This window comes from Halomonas sp. KHS3 (assembly GCF_000830495.1).
In the GTDB taxonomy this organism is placed as follows: Bacteria; Pseudomonadota; Gammaproteobacteria; order Pseudomonadales; family Halomonadaceae; genus Vreelandella; species Vreelandella titanicae.
Window position 1 is genome coordinate 20,749 of sequence record NZ_JWHY01000010.1, and the last position, 16,101, is coordinate 36,849.

The 16,101-nt window shown below is 53.0% G+C and carries 13 protein-coding genes; 7 read left to right on the forward strand and 6 right to left on the reverse strand.

What is annotated here, in order from left to right; translation table 11 throughout:
• Positions 1–23: 23 nt before the first annotated feature.
• On the reverse strand, positions 24–1,580 hold the full coding sequence (ahpF, locus tag RO22_RS19260; RefSeq protein ID WP_027958408.1) for an alkyl hydroperoxide reductase subunit F: 1,557 nt from the start codon (positions 1,578–1,580) through the stop codon (positions 24–26).
• Between the two features lie 173 nt (positions 1,581–1,753).
• Positions 1,754–2,317: an alkyl hydroperoxide reductase subunit C gene (gene ahpC / locus RO22_RS19265; protein WP_027958409.1), complete on the reverse strand. Its 564-nt coding sequence runs from the start codon at positions 2,315–2,317 to the stop codon at positions 1,754–1,756.
• Between the two features lie 387 nt (positions 2,318–2,704).
• On the opposite strand from ahpC, the gene RO22_RS19270 reads away from it, so the two are divergent.
• The 4 genes from RO22_RS19270 (at position 2,705) to RO22_RS19285 (ending at position 6,895) form a co-directional block, all read left to right on the forward strand.
• Positions 2,705–3,808 (forward strand): polyamine ABC transporter substrate-binding protein, encoded by a 1,104-nt coding sequence (locus RO22_RS19270; RefSeq protein WP_022522773.1) that lies wholly within the window; start codon positions 2,705–2,707, stop codon positions 3,806–3,808.
• A gap of 101 nt (positions 3,809–3,909) precedes the next feature.
• Positions 3,910–5,091: an ABC transporter ATP-binding protein gene (locus tag RO22_RS19275; RefSeq protein WP_027958410.1), complete on the forward strand. Its 1,182-nt coding sequence runs from the start codon at positions 3,910–3,912 to the stop codon at positions 5,089–5,091.
• A gap of 68 nt (positions 5,092–5,159) precedes the next feature.
• Positions 5,160–6,068 carry an ABC transporter permease subunit gene (locus RO22_RS19280; RefSeq protein ID WP_027958411.1) on the forward strand — a complete coding sequence of 303 codons (909 nt, stop codon included), beginning with the start codon at positions 5,160–5,162 and terminating at the stop codon, positions 6,066–6,068.
• Positions 6,068–6,895 carry an ABC transporter permease subunit gene (locus RO22_RS19285; RefSeq protein WP_027958412.1) on the forward strand — a complete coding sequence of 276 codons (828 nt, stop codon included), beginning with the start codon at positions 6,068–6,070 and terminating at the stop codon, positions 6,893–6,895. The genes RO22_RS19280 and RO22_RS19285 overlap by 1 nt, the downstream gene beginning before the upstream one ends.
• A 6-nt stretch (positions 6,896–6,901) precedes the next feature.
• Here the strand turns inward: RO22_RS19285 and RO22_RS19290 are convergent, their stop codons facing one another.
• Positions 6,902–7,111, reverse strand: coding sequence for a CPXCG motif-containing cysteine-rich protein (locus tag RO22_RS19290; protein WP_027958413.1), 210 nt, complete (start codon positions 7,109–7,111; stop codon positions 6,902–6,904).
• Between the two features lie 147 nt (positions 7,112–7,258).
• On the opposite strand from RO22_RS19290, the gene RO22_RS19295 reads away from it, so the two are divergent.
• The gene (locus tag RO22_RS19295) at positions 7,259–7,687 is read left to right on the forward strand and encodes a DUF3617 domain-containing protein (protein ID WP_022522778.1); all 429 of its coding nucleotides are present in this window, start codon (positions 7,259–7,261) and stop codon (positions 7,685–7,687) included.
• Between the two features lie 140 nt (positions 7,688–7,827).
• Here RO22_RS19295 and RO22_RS19300 read toward each other — a convergent pair whose 3' ends face one another.
• The gene (locus tag RO22_RS19300) at positions 7,828–10,950 is read right to left on the reverse strand and encodes an efflux RND transporter permease subunit (protein ID WP_027958414.1); all 3,123 of its coding nucleotides are present in this window, start codon (positions 10,948–10,950) and stop codon (positions 7,828–7,830) included.
• Positions 10,950–12,032 (reverse strand): efflux RND transporter periplasmic adaptor subunit, encoded by a 1,083-nt coding sequence (locus RO22_RS19305; RefSeq protein ID WP_027958415.1) that lies wholly within the window; start codon positions 12,030–12,032, stop codon positions 10,950–10,952. The genes RO22_RS19300 and RO22_RS19305 overlap by 1 nt, the downstream gene beginning before the upstream one ends.
• A gap of 136 nt (positions 12,033–12,168) precedes the next feature.
• Between RO22_RS19305 and RO22_RS19310 the strand changes: the two genes are divergently transcribed.
• Positions 12,169–13,353 (forward strand): NAD(P)/FAD-dependent oxidoreductase, encoded by a 1,185-nt coding sequence (locus tag RO22_RS19310; protein ID WP_027958416.1) that lies wholly within the window; start codon positions 12,169–12,171, stop codon positions 13,351–13,353.
• A 184-nt stretch (positions 13,354–13,537) separates the two neighbouring features.
• Here RO22_RS19310 and RO22_RS19315 read toward each other — a convergent pair whose 3' ends face one another.
• Entirely contained in the window at positions 13,538–15,340 is a 1,803-nt protein-coding gene (locus RO22_RS19315; RefSeq protein WP_035537965.1) for a sigma-54-dependent Fis family transcriptional regulator, read from the reverse strand.
• 225 nt (positions 15,341–15,565) lie between these two features.
• Between RO22_RS19315 and RO22_RS19320 the strand changes: the two genes are divergently transcribed.
• Positions 15,566–16,093, forward strand: coding sequence for a 2,4'-dihydroxyacetophenone dioxygenase family protein (locus RO22_RS19320; protein WP_022522783.1), 528 nt, complete (start codon positions 15,566–15,568; stop codon positions 16,091–16,093).
• The last annotated feature ends 8 nt before the right edge of the window (positions 16,094–16,101 follow it).

The window sequence follows — 16,101 nt, forward strand, 5'->3', positions numbered from 1 at the left end:
CAGCGGGCTTTTCTTCGCCACTGTCAGTTTCGAATGAGATAGTCGAAAGCACCCAGCGATGCCTTGGCGCCTTCGCCCATGGCGATGATGATCTGCTTGTAGGGCACGGTAGTTACATCGCCTGCGGCGAAGACGCCGGGCACGGATGTCATACCATGGGCATCGACGATGATCTCACCGCGGGGTGTCATCTCAATCGGAGAGCCTTTCAACCACTCGGTGTTAGGCACCAGACCAATCTGAACAAAAATACCTTCCAGCGCGATGGATTTGCTCTCGTCAGACGTGCGGTCTTTATAGTTCAAACCATTTACACGGCTGCCATCGCCTGTCACTTCGGTGGTCTGTGCGTTGAGGATAATATCGACGTTAGGCAGACTCTTGAGCTTTTTCTGCAGCACCGCGTCGGCGCGCATTTCTCCCATAAACTCTACGAGTGTGACATGGCCGACAATACCCGCCAGATCGATCGCCGCTTCAACGCCAGAGTTACCGCCACCAATCACCGCTACCCGCTTACCTTTGAACAGCGGGCCGTCACAGTGAGGGCAGTAAGCCACCCCTTTGTTGCGGTACTGCTGTTCGCCGGGCACATTCATTTCGCGCCAGCGGGCACCCGTCGCCAGTACCAGGGTTTTGCTCTTAAGCGTTGCACCCGACTCAAAGGAGACTTCGTGCAGCCCACCTTCCGCCTCGGCTGCTTTGAAAGCCGTGGCAAGCTGCAGGTTCATGACATCGACTTCGTAATCTTTTACGTGCTCTTCAAGCGCGCTAACTAGCTTGGGGCCTTCGGTATGGGAAACGGAGATAAAGTTTTCAATTCCCATGGTGTCAGCCACCTGGCCACCGAAACGCTCAGCGGCAATGCCGGTGTTAATGCCTTTGCGTGCTGAGTAAATAGCGGCTGCCGCGCCTGCCGGGCCACCACCAATGACGAGCGTATCGAAAGCGGCTTTCTCGTTTAGCTTTTTGGCATCGCGTTCGGCGGCACCAGTATCAACTTTGGCCAAAATCTGCTCAAGGGTCATGCGGCCTTGATCGAACGGCTTACCGTTCAGATAGATGCTTGGCACTGACATGATTTCCCGCGACTCAACTTCGTCCTGAAACAGTGCCCCGTCGATAGCGACGTGACGAACGTTCGGGTTGAAGATAGCCATGAGGTTAAGCGCTTGAACCACGTCAGGGCAGTTCTGGCACGAGAGCGAGTAGTAAGTCTCGAAAAGCATCTCGCCGTCGAGGGCTTTGATTTGGTCGAGTAGCTCAGCAGACGTTTTAGGCGGATGGCCGCCGACTTGCAGCAGCGCCAATACCAGCGACGTGAACTCGTGGCCCATGGGGATACCGGCAAACACCACGCCAGTCTCTTCACCCGGGCGGTTAATCGCAAACGATGGCGTGCGGTCGTCCTGGCCATCGCTGTGTAGGGTAATCTTATCGCTCAGGCTGCTGATGTCCTCAAGCAAGCCGAGAAGTTCTTGTGACTTGGCACCGTCATCGAGGGAGGCAACGATCTCGAACGGCTGAGTCACTTTTTCCAGATACGCTTTTAACTGGGATTTTAAATTGGCGTCCAGCATGACAGTAGCTTCCTCGCAAGTAACAGACGTATTAAATACACGCGTGTGACGGCGCTAATCATTAATAATTTAAAACTGTTTTAAAACAGAACGCCCGGGCGAAACCCGGGCGTTGAACCTGCACGCTCTTGCGCCACGCAAATAAGAGCAAGCGCGTGAAAGCCGTAGGCGGTTTAGATTTTGCCTACAAGATCCAGTGAAGGTGCCAGCGTTTCTTCGCCTTCTTTCCATTTAGCCGGGCACACTTCGTTCGGGTTGGCACGAACGTATTGAGCGGCTTTCACTTTACGCAGCAGCTCTTCGGCGTTACGGCCGATATTGCCAGCGTTGATTTCGACAATTTGGATTTTACCGTCTGGGTCGACAACGAATGTGCCGCGCTCAGCAAGACCCGCGTCTTCAATCAAGACTTCGAAGTTACGTGAAATCCGTAGCGTCGGATCGGCGATCATTGGGTACTGCAGCTTGCCGATGGTCTCTGAGCTGTCGTGCCATGCTTTGTGAGTGAAGTGGGTATCGGTCGAAACGCTGTAGATCTCAACGCCCAGCTTCTTGAACTCGGCATAGTGATCGGCCAAATCGCCCAGCTCAGTGGGGCAAACAAAGGTAAAATCGGCGGGGTAGAAGAAGAAAATAGACCACTGGCCTTGCAGATCAGCTTCACTTACGTCGACGAATTCGCCATTCAGGTAAGCAGTGGCTTTAAACGGTTTTACTTCAGTGTTGATCAAGGACATTCAGATAATCTCCAGTTGTCATGAGCGAAGGGTTTATAAAGTAGTGCTAATGCTAACGGCTAGCGACTAATGTCTAAAATTAAAAAAAGCCATCTAGCCAATAGCATTGCCCTATTGGCGTACCACAAGATCCTGTTTTACTAGCTACTTAATGGGGTCGGTAGGGCAAAATACAAGAATTTTTCACATTGGCTTGCGGTAGGCGTCACTGCACCGCAAAATTCGCACGGTCAGTAATATGGCCTACGCTATTGTTAGCCGCTGAGGGCTGTTGCCGGCAGCAGCAGGGCGCACTTGGTATGAAGACACTTGGCAAAACATTTGGCTGAATTGTTTAGTGAATGCTGAATTGTTTAATGACTAGTTGAGACAACAGGAGCAGTGATAATGGGGAACATCCACAAACTTTCCGCGGCCGTTGCGGCTATCTCATTCGCCGCAGCGGCTAGCGCTGCCCACGCTGAAGAGGTGCGGGTATTTAACTGGTCAGACTACATTGCCCCGGAAACGCTGGAAAAATTCACCGAGCGTACCGGCATTGAAGTGACTTATGACGTTTATGACAGCAATGAAATTTTGGATGCCGCACTGCTCGCCGGGCGTTCCGGCTACGATGTGGTGGTACCTTCTACCTACTATTTTACCCGCCAAGTGAAAGCCGGTGTTTTTCAGCCGCTCAACCATGAGTTACTAACCAATTTAGACAATCTCAACCCCGAGCTGATGGCCAACCTGGAAACCATCGACGCCGGTAGCGAATACTCGGTTCCCTATATGTGGGGCACCAATGGGATCGGCTATAACGTTGACCGGGTAAAAGAAATTCTGGGTGATGACGCGCCGGTAGATAGTTGGGCACTGCTGTTTGATCCTGAAATAACCGCTGCATTGAGCGAAGCGGGCTGCGGCTTGTCGATGCTGGACTCTGCCGATGAAATGCTCTCGCCCGCCATGGCGTACCTGGGGTTTGATCCCCTGAGTGAAAATCTGGACGATATTGAAGCGGCTGGCGAACTGATCGCCGACGTTCGCGATGACATGACTTATTTTCACTCTTCCCGCTATGTGTCCGATCTGGCGAATGGCGATATCTGCGTGGCCGCTGGTTACTCGGGTGATGTTTTCCAGGCCGCCGATCGTGCTGAAGAAGCAGGGCGAGATTTCACCATCGCCTATAGCATTCCTAAAGAAGGCGCCGCGCTCTGGTTCGACATGATGGCAGTACCCGCCGATGCGCCTAATACTGAAAACGCTCACGCCTTTATCAACTTTATTCTGGACCCGGAAATCGCTGCTGAAATTACCGAGTACGTGCGTTATGCCAATCCTAACGCGGCGGCCGATGAGTACCTCTCTGATGAAATCATCAATGACCCGGCTATTTACCCAGAAACCGAGGTCATGCAAAACCTATACGTGCAGGCTGAAAAGCCTCAAGATGTGCTGCGTGCCCGTACGCGCATTTGGAACCGCGTAAAGTCTGGTCGTTAAACCGACATTTATCCGACGGCGAGCCTGGAGTTAATTCTCTATGGCTCGCTGCTCGTCTTTTTTAATGCCCGGATTGCCGGGCCTTTTGATGGGAGTGGCGAATGGTCACTACGCCCCTGTCGAACGAGCCTTCATCTGCTTCGCCAATCACTCCTTCTTCGTCGCGCCCCCAGGGTAAAACCCCGCGGTTTGCTGAAGATGTGGTGCTGGAAGTAAAACGCTTAAGCAAGCGGTTTGATGATGCGCTGGCGGTGGATGATGTCAATTTGCAGGTTAAGCGCGGAGAAATTTTCGCGCTATTGGGTGGTTCCGGGTCAGGTAAATCAACCCTGCTGAGGATGTTGGCGGGGTTTGAAACTCCTTCTGAGGGCCGTATTTTATTAGACGGTGAAAATATCACCGCTATGCCTCCGCACAAGCGGCCTATCAATATGATGTTCCAGTCCTATGCGCTATTTCCGCATATGACGGTGGCGCAGAATATTGCCTTTGGTTTAAAGCAGGATAAGCTCCCCAAAGCGGATATCGACGCTCGCGTCGCGCAAATGTTGAAGCTGGTGCATATGGAGCGCTTTGCCAAGCGCAAACCGCATCAACTTTCTGGCGGTCAGCGCCAGCGTGTAGCACTGGCGCGTTCGCTGGCCAAGCGGCCCAAACTGTTACTGTTAGACGAGCCCATGGGCGCACTGGATAAAAAACTGCGCACTGAAATGCAGCTAGAGGTAGTGGAGATCATCGAGCAGGTGGGTGTTACCTGCATTATGGTCACTCACGACCAGGAAGAGGCCATGACCATGGCCGACCGCGTGGCGATCATGGCCGATGGCTGGATCGAACAAATAGGCTCGCCGATCGATATTTATGAAAGCCCGGTGAGCCGCATGGTGGCGGAATTTGTCGGTACGGTGAATCTGTTTGAAGGAGAGATTAGCGAAGATGCTGCTGACCACTGCCGCATCGTCGCTCCCGCGCTCGAGCGGCCCATTTATATTGACCACGGTATTACCACCCAGGCGTCGAATCGGCGGGTTTGGGTCGCGCTGCGCCCTGAAAAAATCTGGCTAACCCGCGAGAAACCCACAACAGAATATAACTGGGCAGAAGGCAAGGTGGATGATATTGCCTATTTAGGCGGTTTCTCGCTCTACTACGTGCGCACCCAGTCGGGCCAGATCATTAAAGTCAGTATGGCCAATACCGAGCGTCGCGGTGATCGACCCACCTGGGAAGACAGTGTGTATGTCTACTGGGAAGATCACAGTACGATTGTTTTGAACCGCTAGCGTCTTGAGCTGCTAACGTTTTGAATTGCGATAGTGGCGCATTCCTTACCGCGAGGAGACTGCCTTTAATGAAGTTATCTCGTTCTTCAGCACTGCTCAAACGCTTGCAGCTGGGGCGCCGAGCAGTGATCGCGTTTCCGCTCGTGTGGCTGATGCTGTTTTTTTTACTGCCCTTTGCGCTGGTGCTCAAAATCAGCCTCTCCGAAGCGGCGATTGCGATTCCGCCCTATGGCCCGCTGCTTGAGTACGCCGATCAGACGCTGCATGTCTTTCTTAATCTGGGCAATTATCTCTTTCTGCTCTCAGATTCGTTGTATATCGCCGCCTATTGGGGCTCAGTGAAAACGGCGTTTATTGCCACGCTGGCCTGTTTGTTGCTCGGTTACCCGATGGCGTATGCCATGGCCCGAGCCCCAGCACGCTGGCAACTGCTGTTACTGCTGCTGGTCATGTTGCCGTCATGGACGTCGTTTTTGATTCGTGTCTATGCCTGGATGGGAATTCTAAGCAACAGTGGGTTAATCAATAACCTGTTGATCGGGATTGGCCTGATTGATTCGCCGCTGCGCATGATGAATACCCAGTTTTCAGTGACTATTGGCATTGTTTATGCCTACTTGCCGTTCATGGTGCTGCCGCTATATGCCCACTTAACGCGCATGGATAACTCGTTGTTAGAGGCCGCTGCAGATCTTGGCTCGCGCAAGTTCAATACCTTTATCAAAGTCACCTTGCCGCTCTCTACGGGCGGCATTGTGGCCGGTTCGATGCTGGTGTTCATACCTGCGGTAGGGGAGTTTGTGATTCCTGAACTGCTGGGCGGCCCTGATACGCTAATGATCGGCAAAGTGCTGTGGGAGGAGTTCTTTCTCAACCGCGACTGGCCCGTGGCGTCGGCGCTGGCCATGGTGATGCTACTGCTGTTACTGGTGCCGATAGTCTGGTTTCATCGTTACCAGTCCAAGGAGCTTGAATAATGAGCATGCGACGGCCGAGCTTCTCAACGGTCATGCTGGTGCTTGGCCTGCTGTTTCTTTACCTGCCAATGTTTGTGCTGGTGGTGTATTCGTTTAACGCCTCGAAACTGGTCACGGTGTGGGCGGGGTTCTCCACCCAGTGGTACGGCGAGCTGTTTCGTGATCAGCAGATTTTGTCGGCGGTATGGACGAGCCTGCGCATCGCGTTTTTCGCGGCCAGCATGGCGGTTTGCCTGGGCACCGTGGCAGCCTTTGTAATGACACGCTATGGCCACTTCCGTGGTAAAACGGCGCTGTCGAGCATGGTCACGGCGCCGCTGGTAATGCCCGAAGTCATCACCGGTCTTTCGCTGCTGCTACTATTTGTGCAGATGGCGCAGATTACCGGCTGGCCAGCCGATCGGGGCATGGCAACCATTTGGATTGCTCACACCACCTTTTGCAGTGCCTATGTGGCTGTCGTGGTGGCTGCGCGGCTGCGGGAAGTGGATCACTCCATTGAAGAGGCCGCCATGGATTTGGGCTCACCTCCAGTGAAAACCTTCTTTTCTATCACGCTGCCGATCATTACCCCCGCGCTGGCTGCAGGCTGGCTGCTGGCGTTTACCCTCTCCCTGGATGACCTGGTGATCGCCAGCTTTGTTTCCGGGCCAGGGGCCAATACGCTGCCGATGGTGGTGTTTTCTTCGGTGCGTATGGGGGTGTCGCCGAAGATCAATGCGCTTGCTACATTGATCATCCTAACGGTATCGCTGGCGACACTGTTGGCGTGGTTTCTTATGCGACGTAATGAGACCCGGCGGAAGGCTGCTCTACGAGAAGTTTAAATCAAACTATAGAACGTCGTCGTCGCGCCCGGCGACGACGCTATCGAGTTCTCCGGTCACCGGTGAGACGATGATCTGTAGCTGGATGGGCGCGCAGCATTGATGGCAATCCTCCCAGGTATCATGGCTGCCCTGTGACGTATCAATCAGAAAGGTCAGCGGCGAATCGCAGTAGGGGCAGTGGAAGTCATAATTGACCAGGGCGTCGTCTTGCATTGTTGGCTACCTTGTATAGCGGATGCGCTAAATCAGTTTCTTACCCAATGAGTGTAGCAGTGTGGTCGTCGGGTAGGGCATCGTAGGATTGAATCAGGTAGGATATCCCAGGATTTAAGTTCCCAAAGCAACGCAGCGAGAGTAGCGATGATGTTACGTAACATGGCAGTAGCGGCCCTAGTGGCCTTTCCGATGGTCGCGTTGGCTGAAACCCCCAATGTCACCGCTGGTGAGTGGGAGTTTGTGAGCAAAACCAGCGTCACCGGCGAAATGGAAATTCCGGATCAAACGGAAACCGAGCGCCAGTGTATTAGTCAGGAAGAGCTTGAGGGAGCTGAATTTGGCTTCATCGAGGAAGAAGAAGGCTGCGAGCTGCTCGACCAGGAGCTGAATGCGGACGGTCTCAGCTACAGCATGGTGTGTCGCGCTGAGGGTGGCGAAGCCACCATCGATGGCGAAATGCGTTTTATGGGCGAGCGTATCGAAGGCAGCGTCGATATCCTTACCCAGTCCCCCATGGGTGAGCTGAGCATGAATACCGTGATTGAAGGCGAGTATCTTGGCGAGTGTGAGTAATCGCTAGCTCTCTTTTCAAAGGGTGCCAACAGGCACCCTTTTTCATTGAGGTCGTCATTGCGAGGAGCGCAGCGACGCGGCAATCTCAAGCGTGCGGTGGCCTCTAAAAACCAGATTGCTTCGCTGCGTTGGCAATGACATCAGTCAGATGGTGCATTAGCAATTTCCTCCTCTAACCGCCTTTTCACTGCCCCAGGCGAACCGGTGTGGCGCGCCAGCAAGTCGTAAGCCACAGGCACTACAAACAGCGTAAACAGCGTTGCCGAGCCGAGCCCCGCCATAATCACGGTGCCGATAACCAGGCGAGACTCAGACCCCGGCCCTGTCGAGACAATCAGCGGAATGGCGCCGGCCATGGTGGTCACAGCGGTCATTAAGATGGGTCTTAAACGCGTCACAGAGGCTTCAATCAACGCCGCACGGAAGGCTTTACCCTCATCGCGCAACTGGTTGGCAAACTCGACAATTAAGATGCCGTTTTTCGCCGCTAGTCCAATCAACAGCACCAAGCCTACTTGGCTATAGATATTAAGCGATTGACCGCTTAGTAGCAGGGCGAGTAGCGCACCGCTCATCGCGAGCGGCACCGTAAGCATTATCACAAAGGGGTGAATCAGGCTTTCGAACTGCGCTGCTAACACCAAAAAGACCACAAGCGCGCCCAGTATTAACAAGAACGCGGTGGCGCCACTGGCCTGCTGGAAGTCCCGTGATGCGCCTGCCACATTGGTTTGCGCCTCTTCCGGCAGTAGCTCCGCGGCGCTCTGCTCTAAATAGGTCAAAGCTTCGCCAAGGGGGTAGCTATCCGCCAGGTTGGCTTCAATGGTAATCGCCCGTATACGGTCAAAGCGGTTCAAAGTGCTGGCGCCAGCAAAGTCGGAGAGGGTGACCAAACTGGCCAGGGGGATTAGTTCACCTGTGCGAGCGGATCGAACCTGAATGTTATCCAACGCCCTCGGGCTGTTTTGACTGCCGCGGTCACCTTCCAAAATGACGTCGTACTCTTCACCATCATCAACATAGCGAGTGACGTTACGGCCACCTAACAGCACTTCAAGCGTTCTGCCGATCTCGGTAACCGTAACGCCCAACGAAGCGGCACGCTCGTAGTCAATATCGACTCTTAGCTGTGGCTGGGTTTCGTTGTAGTTGCTCTCTAGTGCCATCAAGCGCGGGTTGTTTTCGCGCACATGATCGATCAGCGTATCGCGCCAGCGGGCAAGCTCTTCGTAAGTCCCACCGCCCAGTACAAACTGCACCGGCTTTTGGGTACGCTGCCCAAACCCCTGGCGCATCACCGGGAAGGCTTGTACCCCCGGCAACGTACGCAGCTTTTCGCGTACTTCGCCCATGATCTCCCAGGCACTGCGTCGGCTGCCCCAGTCGGCCATATTGACGATAATAAAGCCGCTATTGAAATTCTCTATGTTGCCGTAGCCACGAGGGGCGCGAACGACTACGCGCTCCAACTCACCGCTCTCCACCAGTGGCGTCATCCGCGCTTCGATCTCATCCATGTAGTCCATCATGTAGTCGAAGGTGGCGCCTTCAGGGCCATTCACTAATACGATAAAGTTACCGCGATCCTCTTGAGGCGTGTATTCGTTGGGCAGTACCGTGGCCAGCCAGGCGGTGGCGCCAATCAATAATACAAACGCCGCGACCACCAGCCAGCGCATTTTGAGCATCCACTCTAACGTGGCCTGATAGCGGCGCTGTGTGCCGCTGAGCAGCCACTGCACAGCCTTGCCAATCCGGCTTTCGTGCATGCCCGGCTTAAGAATTTTAGACGCCATCATCGGCGTAAGCGTCAGTGCTAGCAGAGTAGAGACCACTACCGCAGCGGCCATGGTTAGCGCGAACTCGGAAAATAGTCGGCCAATATCGCCTTGCAACATACTGAGTGGCAAGAAAACCGCCACCAACACTAGGGTGGTGGCGATGACTGCAAAGGCGATTTGCCGGGTACCTCGAAAGGCGGCGACTAGCGGCGTCTCGCCGTAGTCGTGCATACGCCGGTTAATATTTTCAAGCACGACGATGGCATCATCGACAATCAGACCGATCGCCAGCACCAGCGCCAGCAGAGTTAGCAGGTTAATTGAGAAATTCATCGCTGCCAGAGCAGTAAAGGCGCCAATAACGGCAATCGGAACGGTCACCGCGGGTACCAGGGTGGTGCGCAAATTGCCCAAAAACATAAAGATCACCACCACCACCAAGCCCATGGCGATAAACAGCGTCATAACGACCTGCTCAATCGCCCCGGAGACGAACAGCGAGGCGTCGTAGTTCAGGCTCAGTGACATCCCTTCAGGCAAGGTACCTTGTAGGCGTTCAAGTTCGACCTGAACGGCTTCAGAGAGCTCTATCACATTGGCCGTCGACTGCATGATCATACCCAGGCCGACCATGGGGATGCCGTTAGAGCGGAAGACAGAACGATCCTCCACCGCGCCGACCTCTACTCTTGCTACGTCAGCAAGGCGCACCAGATAGCCGTTTTCCTCCTGGTTTTGAGGAGAGCTGAGGGCGAGGCGCTGAAAATCTTCGGCACTGGCAAAACTACGGGGGAGGCGGACAATAAACTGCCGATCCTTGGATTCAAGCGAGCCTGCCGGTAGCTCTACGTTCTCTGCCCGCAGTGCGTCTTCGATATCGCTAACGGTGAGTCCCCGTGCGGCCAAGGCATTGCGATCCAGCCACACGCGCATGGCGTAGTCACTGCCGCCGCCGACACGCACCCGTGCTACCCCTGGCTGAACGGAGAGGCTGTCGACCAAAAAGCGGTTAGCGTAGTCGGTTAGCTCAGTAATGGAATAGTCGTTTCCGGAAAGGCTTAACCAAACCACCACTTCTTCGCTGCTATCGGCTTTGGTGACCTCTGGGTTGTCAGCGTCGTCGGGTAGGTTGCGCAGCGCGCCGGAGATGCGGTCGCGAATATCATTGGCGGCGGCATTGATATCCATATCAATGCCAAATTCGATCTCGATCTGAGAGCGTCCATCCTCGCTTTGCGAGGTAATCAGCTCAATGCCTTCAACGCCAGCAATGCGGTCTTCTAATACTTGGGTAATCCGTGTTTCGACGACGCTGGCCGAGGCTCCGGGGTAGCGGGTATCGATGGTGACCACTGGCGGGTCGATGGTGGGGTACTCTTGCAGCGGCAGACGATTGAGTGCCAGCAGGCCAAAGGCAATAATCAGCGCCGCGATTACCATCGCCAATACCGGCCGCTGAACAGAGATATCCGATAAACGCATTAGCGGTCGGCCTCCAACAGCGCTCGTATACCGGTCTCGTCATCGGCGATCCCGATTAACCTGGCTTCTTGCCCGTCACGGGCCAGCTGTAGGCCATGAAAGACAATTAAATCGTTGGCGGCGAGTCCCTCGAGAATTTCCACCTCGCCATTGCGGCGCTCGCCGATCACCACTTCACGCTGTGCCAAGCGTGTGCTGCCTTCACTCTGTTCAATTAACATCACGAAGTGACGGTCACCGCTAGGCTCAATGGCCGCCTCAGGGATAACAACCGTATCGCGTACGTGCTGTTGAACGATCACTTCCATCAGCATGCCAGGCCGCAAGCGGCCATCGGTATTCTCGAGATCAGCGCGGACGCTTACGCTGCGCGTGACTGGATCCACCCGTGTGCCGATGGTGGCAATTTCACCGCTAAAGAGGGCGTCAGGGTAGGCGGCAGTTGTGGCATTGAGCATCAAGCCTGGTGAGAGGCGGTCGAGAAATACTTCGGGGACGCTGAAATCTAGCTGCATAACATCCAATTTATCGAGCGTCACCAGATCCATGCCTGGAGTGACCAGGGCGCCAACACTGATATTGCGAAAGCCGACGCGGCCACTAAAGGGGGCTTTTATCTGGTAATTGGCCAACTCCGCTTCAATCGCTTGAATATCGGCATCTGCCTGGCGCAGCCGTGATTGGCTATCTTCTACATCGGCCCGAGCCGCCAGGTTGCGCTCTTGCAACTGCGAAGCGCGATTTGACGCATTACGCCGCTCTTCGCGAAGTGCCTGGGACGCCCTCAGCTGCGCCTGTTCCTCGGCATCCTCCAGACGAATAAGCAACTGGCCTTCTTCGACCTGCTCGCCGTCACGGAAATTGATCTCGGCAACGATATCCGTGACGGTAGCCGATAGTGTGACGCTCTCATCGGCACGAAGGGTGCCCAAGGCTTCTATTGGATCCGACCAGGTAGTCATGATCGCCCGGGTGCCTATGACTGACGGCGCCGATTGGGCGAACGCTACGCTGGAAAGCAGAAGAGTGAGAGGCAGGAGTGCGAGTCGCAACAGCCGTCGTCGATGAAAGGGCAAAAGCATAGTGTTCTCAGCGTTAGATAATATTTATACAGTTATTGTATATGGTAATTGTATCCGCATAATAATTTTTAAGTGCGACCCTGTTAGAATGCCTGCCTTTTACGACGGGAGTCGCTCTCAATATGAGCTGTCCATTATGATCTATGACGTTGTCATCATCGGTGCTGGCGCCGCAGGCTTAATGTGCGCAGCGCAAGCAGGCTATGCCGGAAAGCGGGTCTTAGTGCTTGATCATGCTAACAAAGCGGGCAAGAAGATTCTCATGTCCGGGGGTGGCCGCTGCAACTTTACCAATCTTGGCACAACGCCACAGCACTTTTACTCTTCAAACCCTTACTTTTGTATTTCGGCGCTCAAACGTTACCGCCCTGAGCACTTTGTTGAGCTGGTCGAGCGCCATGGCGTTGAACATGTTGAGAAAACGCCGGGTCAGCTATTCTGTGCAACCTCGGCTAAAGATATTGTCCATACGTTACTGACCGAGTGTGAGTGGGCTGGGGCTGAAATCAGGCTCAGCACCCAGGTTACCCGCGTGGAGCAACAGGGCAGTGCCATGCGTCTAACGACTTCGATAGGTAAAATCGATGCCGGGGTGGTCGTCATCGCGAGCGGTGGGCTTTCCATTCCGAGCATGGGCGCGACGGGTTTTGGCTACGACATTGCCCGTCAATTTGGTCTAGAGGTATTCGCTACGCGACCCGGGCTGGTGCCCTTTACCTTAAGCGATAGCTGGAAAGCGCGCGCAGCTGAGCTCTCTGGTTTGAGCGTGCCAGTGGCTGTTAGTGCTGGCAGTCGCCGCTTTGTGGAACCCATGCTGTTTACCCACCGCGGCTTGTCTGGGCCGGCGATGCTGCAGATATCCAGCGTTTGGCAGCCAGGGGAGAGCATTAGTATCGATCTACTGCCCAATGAAAACGTGGCGGAATCCCTACGTGAGGCACGCCAAGAAACGCCTAAGCGTCAGCTCTCGACTTGGCTTGGCGAACGCTTTCCGAAACGCTTTGCGCAAGCACTGCTGGAGTGGTACCCCGACCATGACTTGGCGCGGCCCCTGGCCCAGTATGCTAATGCCGCATTGGATGAGTGGGCGCAAAGACTCAACGCTTGGCAACTGAAACCAGCAGGAACAGAAGGTTGGCGTACCGCAGAGGTAACCATGGGCGGGGTCAATACCGACGCGATTTCGTCCAAAACCTTTGAGGTTAAAGGCTTACCACAGTTGCGCTTTATCGGAGAAGTATTAGATGTAACGGGAGAGCTAGGCGGGTATAACTTTCAGTGGGCGTGGGCGAGTGGCGTAGCCTGCGGGCAGGCTGTTTAATAAGCTGATCAAAGATTTGCAAGTGCCGTAAACCGATACACTGGCTGTATTAAGCCTCTTGTATTTTGGCGATGGGTTCAAGTTTAGGGGCTGTTGACGTTTCGCTTATGGCAGCGCTGAAAAGTCAACAGAGCCTAGGGCAATGCTGCCAAGAGGTCGGCTGGTAGGTCGATCAGGCGCTTCCTTACAAGTGCCGAAACAGACTAGGATCTAATCCAGCTTTTTGAATTCGATAGGCTAGCTTAGCTCTCGTTACGCCTAGTTCTCTGGCGGCCTTAGACACGTTGCCATCTGTTTTATAAAGTGCATTTGACAAAATTTCTGCTTCACTTCTCCTGTGATATTTAGCGCTCTTCTGCGTATCGTCAATCTTACCCCGGCCAAATAGATCAGGCCCACTTGTGCCAGCCTCCAGCTCTCCTGTGGGATCAATATTGAGGCCTGAAGGGGGATTGAGTTTTGTGGCAAAGCCAACGTCGTCAAACATATGAAACACATTGAGCGGCTCAGAATCTAGCGCGTTAATCACGCCACGTTCTATTAAATTCTGAAGCTCGCGAATATTTCCAGGATAACTATAGTCTAAAAGTGCTTCACTGGCCTTTCGGGTGAGTCCTGGAATATTTTTTTTATAAACGTTTGAGTAGCGGTATAAAAAATGTTCGATCAATAAGGGGATATCATCCTGGCGTTCTCTAAGAGGGGGAAGGCGAATAGGAAAAACATTTAAGCGGTAATAAAGATCCTCTCTGAATAGTCCATTCTGCACTTCCTTGAAAAGATCTTTATTTGAGGCGGCAACAACCCTGACGTTAACTTGAATAGGGTGTGCACCACCGACTCTTTCTATCTCACCATTCTGCAGGGTGCGAAGAAGCTTACCTTGTGCCTCATAACTTAATGATGGAATTTCATCAAGAAATAGTGTGCCCCCATTGGCTCGTTCGAACCGACCCGGTCGACTTTTTTCTGCACCTGTAAACGCACCTTTTTCTACGCCAAACAGCTCTGCCTCAACCAATGTGTCAGGGATTGCAGCACAGTTAAGGGCGACAAAGGGGCCGTTTGCCAAGTTGCTTTTGCGGTGAAGCTCGTTAGCAAACAAGTCTTTCCCAACACCTGATTCTCCATTGAACAGTACCGTGGCTGGCGTTGGCGCGACTCTTTCGATCTTCTGCAAAGCAATACTGACTGCTGCTGAAATACCCACGATCTTTTGGGTATCTATTTTCTCATGGATAGAGGCAGGAGATGACGCTGTCGTAACGCCAGTGGTTTGTCGAGACGACTTACGCGCTTCAGGCGCAAGGTATTCTCCTGGAGTGAGCCAGCTAAGGTCATGGGTACTGCCTATTTCTTGATTTGTCATCTCACCTACGATTCGGCAGAAAGAGCCGCCGCAGCCAGCACACTCCAACTCACGATATATCACTCGCTTACCGTAGAAAGCACTGGCGTAGCCGCTGGCATAACCTAGCTGCATCCAGCAAACCGGTTCACGTGATAGGCCGTACGCATTTATATGTTCGGCGGCTTCGATTGAACCATGCCAAAGGAACTCGGCATTGAAAATACCGTTCGGGATGTCGTGGTCGCGTCGTACCGTTTCGACTTTAACCATCCCCATGACCGCATGTAACCGCTCTCCCGCGGTCAACGCACCAGCTTCATCGTTTAGTGGCCAATGTTTTCGTACAAAAGCTGCGTCGGCAGATCCAGCTGAAAAACCTACGCGCATCAGCAAGCTGCATGCTCTAGAAAAGCCTAGTGATTCAATGATTTCTCTGCGCAACACACCAAATGCATTAGCCCCAAGTAGCACCATGCGGCGATCATCGAACCAAATTTTTCCATCGTTAGGGGTAAGGCGCAGCCTCTCTGTCAAATCACGTAAAGTGGGTGGGTCTCCATCATCAAGGCCTATCTCACAAGAGCTCGCTTGATTGGGTTGCGTTGTCATTTTCGAAAGCGTCATTTTTTTTGTCATGTCTTTCTCATTTTTTTATTAAAAATATTAAATTAATTAAATACTGGCGAGTCTTGTTCAATCCTTCAGTTGTACTTTAGTCGTGTCTAGTCTCTTAACTTCCTTTGCATAATAAGAATTTTACTTTATTTTTTATACTAAGGTCTAGGTTTTGAGTAGTTGGCATAGCAATTGCTGAATAGTTCTCTGTAATACATCGTTTCCATAAATAAAGTGAGAACAATAATGGCTAATGCACCCGCTAGTAATGCTTATCGTATCGTAGAAGTTCCTGAGCCAATGAAGGCAATGCAAGACCGATTTGGGCGTGAGGGAAGCTATGTAGGGCTCTCTGAGGTAGAAAGCCCATGGGTTCCTTTTGGTGATAATGCAGCTATACGGCATCTGGCCTTTGATGTAAGGAATAATGTTTATTGCAATATTTTATGGATTAAAAGCCCTGGTGTGATTGGTACCCATAAGCACCGAGGAATGGTATGGGCTGTAGGAATGGAGGGATCTTTCCGATATTTGGAATACGACTGGGTTTGCGGGCCTGGTGAGTTTATAACGGAAATGCCCGGACAGGCTCACACGTTAGTGACCGACGATGCTAATGGAATGAAAGCTCTATTTTGGATGCAGGGAGCTAACGAGTTCTTCGATGAGAAGGGGGAGTGGGCAGAAACGCTGGATGTTTTCTGGTTCATCAATCACTACGTCACTTATTGTGAAGAACACAATATCCCCATCAATGAACAGTTATTTCTATGAGGTGGGAT

Bases quoted from the DNA above. Each gene is read 5' to 3' on its own strand.
- ahpF (WP_027958408.1), bottom strand. From the start codon at position 1,580: ATGCTGGACGCCAATTTAAAATCCCAGTTAAAAGCGTATCTGGAAAAA.
- RO22_RS19295 (WP_022522778.1), top strand. From the start codon at position 7,259: ATGATGTTACGTAACATGGCAGTAGCGGCCCTAGTGGCCTTTCCGATG.
- RO22_RS19290 (WP_027958413.1), bottom strand. From the start codon at position 7,111: ATGCAAGACGACGCCCTGGTCAATTATGACTTCCACTGCCCCTACTGC.
- RO22_RS19320 (WP_022522783.1), top strand. From the start codon at position 15,566: ATGGCTAATGCACCCGCTAGTAATGCTTATCGTATCGTAGAAGTTCCT.
- RO22_RS19270 (WP_022522773.1), top strand. From the start codon at position 2,705: ATGGGGAACATCCACAAACTTTCCGCGGCCGTTGCGGCTATCTCATTC.
- RO22_RS19315 (WP_035537965.1), bottom strand. From the start codon at position 15,340: ATGACAAAAAAAATGACGCTTTCGAAAATGACAACGCAACCCAATCAA.
- RO22_RS19275 (WP_027958410.1), top strand. From the start codon at position 3,910: ATGGTCACTACGCCCCTGTCGAACGAGCCTTCATCTGCTTCGCCAATC.
- RO22_RS19285 (WP_027958412.1), top strand. From the start codon at position 6,068: ATGAGCATGCGACGGCCGAGCTTCTCAACGGTCATGCTGGTGCTTGGC.
- RO22_RS19305 (WP_027958415.1), bottom strand. From the start codon at position 12,032: ATGCTTTTGCCCTTTCATCGACGACGGCTGTTGCGACTCGCACTCCTG.
- ahpC (WP_027958409.1), bottom strand. From the start codon at position 2,317: ATGTCCTTGATCAACACTGAAGTAAAACCGTTTAAAGCCACTGCTTAC.
- RO22_RS19280 (WP_027958411.1), top strand. From the start codon at position 5,160: ATGAAGTTATCTCGTTCTTCAGCACTGCTCAAACGCTTGCAGCTGGGG.
- RO22_RS19310 (WP_027958416.1), top strand. From the start codon at position 12,169: ATGATCTATGACGTTGTCATCATCGGTGCTGGCGCCGCAGGCTTAATG.
- RO22_RS19300 (WP_027958414.1), bottom strand. From the start codon at position 10,950: ATGCGTTTATCGGATATCTCTGTTCAGCGGCCGGTATTGGCGATGGTA.